Genomic DNA, 6,140 nt, shown 5'->3' with positions numbered 1-6,140 from the left:
CAAGTCCGAGCGCGGCCCCGTGGCCATCGAGGCCATCAAGGACAACAAGTCCGCTTATCTGATGGCCGTCGGCGGCGCCGCCTACCTGGTGGCCAAGGCCATCAAGTCGGCCAAGGTCGTCGGTTTTGCCGACCTGGGCATGGAAGCCATCTACGAGTTCGACGTGGAAAACATGCCCGTCACCGTGGCGGTGGATTCCTCGGGCACCAGCGTGCACGAAACCGGCCCGAAGGAATGGCAGGCCAAGATCGGCAAGATTCCGGTCACGATCGCCTGACCCAAGACGCTTCCGACAGTCATGAAAAACCCGGCCTGGTGCCGGGTTTTTCATGAGAACAATGGTGTTCTTTGCTTATCCTGAACAAACCTTGCAATACCGGAGCATGTAAAATTTTTCAGCAGCAGGCCCGGTCAGAGAAACGGACCTGCTCAACGCCCACGGCATGCCCCTTGTGTGCAGACCTGGATTATTGCTCACCCCAATTGACAACCGATTCCGATGCACGCAAACGCGCCTTCCCCAGGCATACGCGTCGATAGTCGCAAACTGAATCGCTCATCCATCTGGATAGGCGTGCTGGCTTTTTTTTGCAGCCTGCTGTGGCTGAACGGTGGCACCGGGGATCTGGGCCTGAGTGCCTACCTGCCCGTGCACACGGCCATGGAGACCGCCGCCATCGTCGTTGCCATGCTGGTCTTCGGGATCGCCTGGAACGCCTACTCCGACGAGCGGCCAGGCAATGTCGTACTGATTGGCGTCGTACTGCTCGGCTCCGCGCTCCTCGACTTCGGACACATGTGCGGCTATCGCGGAATGCCCGACTTCGTCACCCCGTCCAGTCCGCAAAAGGCGATCGTTTTCTGGCTGGGTGCCCGTTACCTGGTGGCCTTCGGCTTGCTGACCATCGCCCTGCGGCCCTGGCAGCCCATGCTGGGTTCGCGCAGTCGCTACAGCATTCTGGCCGGCGTACTGGTCTACGTGGCCATCATCTACTGGCTGGAGCTGTTCCAGCCAAGCCTGCTGCCGGATTTCTTCATCCCCGGGCGCGGCCTCACCAACCTGAAGATCGGCCTGGAGTATGGACTGGTCGCCCTCTACGGGCTGAGTGCCCTGATTTTCTACCGGCAGGCCCGTCACGGCGCCGCCTTCAATGCCACCGATCTGTTCGCCGCCGCAGGTATCGCCGTGCTGTCGGAGCTGTGCTTCACGCTCTACGCTTCAGTCAGTGACGCCTTCAATTTCGTCGGCCATGTGTACAAGATCATTTCCTGCGCCTTCCTTTATCGGGCGGTCTTTGTGCACAGCGTGCGCCAGCCCTTCCACGCCCTGCGGCAGGCTCTGGCGAAGGAAAAGCTGTGGGCTGCCGAGCAGCATTCCTTCGTGCGCACCCTCGACATGCTCGACGAAGCGGTGCTCGAACTCCTGCCCGACGGCCGCATTGCCCGGGCCAACAACGGATGGTGGCAACTGGCGGGACGCACGCCGGCCGGAAGCCTGCTCGCCGAAGCGGTCCACCCGGAAGACCGCAGCGCCTTCGAGAAATGTCTGCAAAACTTACTGGAAGGCCTGAAGGACGAGCTGCATGGCCGCTTCCGCTTCATGGCCGAGGCCTCCTACGAGCGCTGGATGGATTGCCGCTTCGTCGTCGAGCGCGATCAGGATGAGCGGATCGTCGGCGTCCGCGGCGTGCTGCGCGACATCACCAAGACCTACCTGCAGGAGCGCCACATCGCTCACATGGCACTGCACGACGCGCTGACCGGGCTGCCCAACCGGGTTTTGCTCGAAGACCGCATCCACAAGACCATCCAGCTCGCCCGGCGCAGTCAGGAATGCCTCGCCGTATGCTTCATCGATCTCGATCACTTCAAGAACATCAACGATGCCTACGGTCACAAGACCGGTGACGCCCTGCTGCTGGCCATGGCCCAAACTCTCGAAAGCAGCCTGCGCGACGGGGACACGGTGGCACGCTGGGGCGGCGACGAATTCGTGGCACTACTGCCCCGCCTGGCCGGCCCGGACGGCGCACGTGAGGTGGCACGCAAACTGGTCAGCGTCATGAACCAGACCTTCGAACTCGAAGGGCAGCCCATCAATGCCACCTTCAGCATGGGCATCTCCCTGTACCCCGACGATGGCGACAGCGTGGAAACGCTCCTCGCCCATGCCGATCGGGCCATGTTCTACGCCAAATCCCAGGGGCGGAACAACTTTCAGCTGTTCAACGACATGTCGGCCAAGGGGCTGGGAAAGAAGGAGCTGTACATCCAGGCCCGACTTGCCCAGGCCATTCGCGACGGACGGATCACCACCTGGTTCCAGCCGCAGGTCACCGCCAAAAGCGGAGCCGATGGCGTGCGCCGACTGACCGGCGTCGAGGCCCTGGCTCGCTGGCACGATGCCGACCTGGGCTGGATCTCGCCGGGAAGCTTCATCCCGATGGCGGAAAACCTCGGCCTCATCAACGACCTCGGCCAGCTTGTACGACGCCAGGCACTCAACCAGTTCCAGCGCTGGCGAACCGTCCGTCCCGACCTGCTGCTGTCCCTGAACATTTCCAAACGCCAGCTGTTTGCGCCGGACTTTGTCGATGCGCTGATCGAGGATGCCCGCCGCTATGGCATTCCCCCTGCGGCCCTGGTTCTGGAAGTGACAGAATCGGTGGCCTTGATGGAGGTGGAATGTGCCGAAGAGCGCCTGTGCCAGCTTGTAGATGCCGGCTTCACGCTGTCCATCGACGATTTCGGCACTGGCTACGCATCGCTCTCGCAATTGCACGAGCTGCCGGTCGGCGAACTGAAAATCGATATTTCGTTTGTCCAGCGGGTGCACACGGCAGACGGCCTGCGCATATTGCAGGCGATCGTGCACCTGGCCCGGGCCCTGGGCCTGCGGACGGTTGCCGAGGGCGTGGAAGATGCCGCCACCACGGCCACCCTGTGCGAACTGGAAGTCGACATCCTGCAGGGCTACCATTTCGGCCGGGCGTGTCCGGCCGAAGAGCTGGAGAAACTCGCGTTATTCACCGCTGGCGCCGTCGAGCCAGCCCGGCCGGCGCCTTACCTGATGACTTCGATGATCTCGACGCCCATCTCGTAAAGACCCGCCTGCTCAAGCCCATCGCAACGACGCACCCGGACGCGGGCATGCAGCGGCATGTAGGCGCCCCCCTGCTCGGGTGGCAGGACGGCCACCTCGAAGACTTCGTCCATGCGGGGAATATGGCTGGAATGAATGGTCATGCCGCCAACACCCAGCTCGATACAGGTGCCGACGATGGCCGACGCGTTGCCCGGGAGCTTGATTCCCACCTTGGTACCCAGAGGGATGCGGCGATCCCTGCGGCGTTCGGTCATGCGGTCCATGTCGAGCATCCGTACATTCGAATCGGACACCTTACGAAACTCGGCCCTGCGCCGCAAGGCTCCGAAACGCTTGCAGGCGGGCCTGCGTCTCACTGCAGGCGAGATTTCTCCTGCGCATCCTGCCGCACCAGGCGCACTTCGCCATAGGCTACCCGCTGGGAAAACGGCCGGGAGCTTTCCAGCCCTTCCTGCCAGGACAACACTTCGTAAGAACCGTAGCCAGGCTGGCCAGCGAGCTGGGCGGCGCGGCGGGCAAAAACCTGATGCGCTTCTCCGGCCCCGCCGCTGTGCACCGCCTTCATGCGCAGGGCGAGCATGTAGCGATCCTCGCTCTGACGGGCTTCCTGGATGCTCCAGTTCGGCGCCAGCGGATCCATGACCAGATAAANNCCGGCATCGGATGCCGCTACCGCCACCGCCGGCACCAGCAGCCAGTCCCGCGACGGGGTACTGCTGCAGCCGCCCAGGAGCAGCATCAGCCAGAAGGCAAAAGCCCGCCGCAGAAGAATCGACATCGACTCAGTTCAGGAAGTTGAACAGGGACAGGTTACTGACCTTCAGAAAGCTTTGCTGGGCCGCCTCCAGGAAGAGCTTTTGCTGGGTCAGGTCGCTCACCACCTTGGCGTAATCGGCATCCTCCAGGCGGGACAGGGTCTCGTCATATTGCAGGGCCAGGTCACCGTTAACGCTCTCCTGGGTTTCGACCTCCACCATCCGCGAACCAACACCGGACTGAACCCGGGAGATGCTGTCCTGGGCCGCGTCCATGCCGGCAATCGCCTGCCTGCCGCCAAACTGGGTAACCGCCTTGTTGCCCGAGCTGAGGGCACTCACGAAATTGCCGATCACATCGAAGGTGCTCGCCACATTGGACACCGAGAAGGTGTCGCCGGCGTTGGCCGTCCCGGTCAGCGTCAGGCTGACACCCGCAAAGCCGAGGGTCGTATCGCTGCCGCTGGCGGTCACGGTGGGAACGATCGGCGAGGCATGGGTCGGATCGTTGGTGGAGTCGAAAACCTGGTAGGTCGGCCCGGCACCGACACTGACCGCGTAGCTGTGCCCGTTGTAACCGGACAAGGACATGGCTGAAGTCATCGCCGTGCCAGTATTGCCGGCACCCGAAAGCGCAAAGGCCGAGCCGTTGGCCGCGCGGATGTTGTTGAAGATGTCGTCACCGGAGCTGGTGATCGGCAGATTGCGCGAGGACGAGATCTGCAGGGTGCGGGCACCCTGATCGCCCTGATAGGTGACNNCCCGCCGATGAAAGGCTGGGCGTTACTGCGATAGCCCGCAAAGACAAACTCGCCGGTGGAGTCCTGGCTGTTGGCGATGCCCTGCAGGGCCGAAAACTGCTCTTTCAGGTCGGAGGCGATGGTGGACTGCTCGGCCGCCGTGTAGGCCCCGTTGCCCGACTCGACCGCCCGGGTCCGTACGTAGGTCACCAGATCGGTGGCAGCACTGAGCTTGCTGTCCACCAGCTTGAGGGCATCGTTGGCGTAGCCCTGATTGGAGATGTAGAGGGCGTTGACGCTCTTCGACTGGGAGACTTCCAGGGCCCGCGCCGAAGCCACCGGGTCGTCGGAGGGCGTGAGGATGCGCCGGCCGGTGGCCACCTGTTGCTGGGTGTTGAGCAACTGGCTGTTCTGCTTCTGGATCGACGCGAGACCGCTGTCGTAGATCATGCCGGTAGTGACACGCATGACGGTTCTCCTTACTGACCGAGGGCCAGCACTTGATCAAAGAGTTTGGAGGCGATGTTCATGACCTTGCCCGCCGCCTGGTATGCCTGTTGATAACGGATCAGATTGGCGGCTTCTTCATCGAGATTTACACCGGCTACCGATTGCTGGGCCTGGGTGGCCTGATTCACCAGACTTTCCTGGGCGTCACGGTTAACCTTCACTTCGCGGGCCTTGTTGCCGACCGCACTGACGGTTTGGGAATACACCGACTGGAAGGTAGCTGACGGGGAGCCATTGGCCGACAGCAGGGTCTTGGTCGTCTGCAGATTGCCGAGCTGCACGGCGTTGCGGCTATCGGACACACCGCCGGCGTTGGGGCCCAGCGTGAAGCTGTCCTGATCCTGCATCGCTCCCGAAAGCGTGAAGGACACACCGCCGACGGCGATGCTCATGCCAGAAGAGTAGGGAACGGACGCCACCGGGGCGGCGAGGGTAATCGGGCTGCCGCTGAGCGGTGTGTAGGTAACCGGCAAGGTGGCTGGAAAACCGGAGATGTTGCCGCCCGAATAGGTGAGCTTGAGGGGAGCCGCGGCGGTGCCGAAGCTGGCCAGATCGGTGGTGCTCGACACGACCGGTGCGCTGATGCTGGCAGTTCCCAGATTGCCGCTGGTGGCCGCCGAGGCAATCGGCGCCGCAGCAGCGACCATGCGGGTGTCGGAAATCGACACCCCAATATTGGCGGCGGCATTACGGGTCGGCAGGATCATGAAGCTGTCGCCCACCGTGGAAGTGGCCGCCGGGGTGATGCTCAGGCCGATATTGGCGGCCGTCACCGAAGCGCCATCGGAAATCCGGGTCAGGGAGTAGCCGCCGGTGGTATTGGTAAAGGTCAGCTTGTAGTCGTCGCCCGAGAGCTTGGAAACATCGGCGAAATCCACCTGGGGCGAGGCGGTGCTGGCATCGGAAAAACGCTGTACGCCCACCGTCGGCGGAGTGAAGAAATTGGTCCCCGGATTGCCGTTGAGATCCTGCCCGAGCAAATGCTGAGCGTTGAAGGTGGTGCTCATGCCCACAGCAATCAGGCCGAGC

Annotated in this window: 5 protein-coding genes; 2 read left to right on the top strand and 3 right to left on the bottom strand. The window is 62.8% G+C overall.

Features of this window, described 5'->3' with window-relative positions; genetic code table 11:
• Together ETQ85_RS25335 and ETQ85_RS25330 are read left to right on the top strand one after the other, a co-directional pair.
• A partial coding sequence (locus tag ETQ85_RS25335; RefSeq protein ID WP_187394873.1) for a fumarate hydratase C-terminal domain-containing protein occupies positions 1 to 277 on the top strand: 277 nt, incomplete at its 5' end.
• A 297-nt stretch (positions 278 to 574) separates the two neighbouring features.
• Positions 575 to 3,103, top strand: coding sequence for a bifunctional diguanylate cyclase/phosphodiesterase (locus ETQ85_RS25330; protein ID WP_187394872.1), 2,529 nt, complete (start codon positions 575 to 577; stop codon positions 3,101 to 3,103).
• On the opposite strand, the gene ETQ85_RS25325 is transcribed toward ETQ85_RS25330, so the two are convergent.
• The 3 genes from ETQ85_RS25325 to ETQ85_RS25305 form a co-directional block, all read right to left on the bottom strand.
• Positions 3,064 to 3,399, bottom strand: coding sequence for a PilZ domain-containing protein (locus tag ETQ85_RS25325; RefSeq protein ID WP_148581778.1), 336 nt, complete (start codon positions 3,397 to 3,399; stop codon positions 3,064 to 3,066). The genes ETQ85_RS25330 and ETQ85_RS25325 overlap by 40 nt on opposite strands.
• A 1,223-nt stretch (positions 3,400 to 4,622) precedes the next feature.
• Positions 4,623 to 5,069 (bottom strand): flagellar hook-associated protein FlgL (flgL, locus tag ETQ85_RS25310; protein ID WP_222862314.1); only part of this gene is annotated, 447 nt, incomplete at its 3' end.
• 11 nt (positions 5,070 to 5,080) lie between these two features.
• Positions 5,081 to 6,140 (bottom strand): flagellar basal body rod C-terminal domain-containing protein (locus tag ETQ85_RS25305; RefSeq protein ID WP_281283135.1); only part of this gene is annotated, 1,060 nt, incomplete at its 5' end.

Origin of the sequence: Zoogloea oleivorans (genome assembly GCF_008107625.1) — a bacterium.
GTDB classification, from domain to species: Bacteria; Pseudomonadota; Gammaproteobacteria; order Burkholderiales; family Rhodocyclaceae; genus Zoogloea; species Zoogloea oleivorans.
This window is presented reverse-complemented; position numbering and strand designations above follow the sequence as displayed.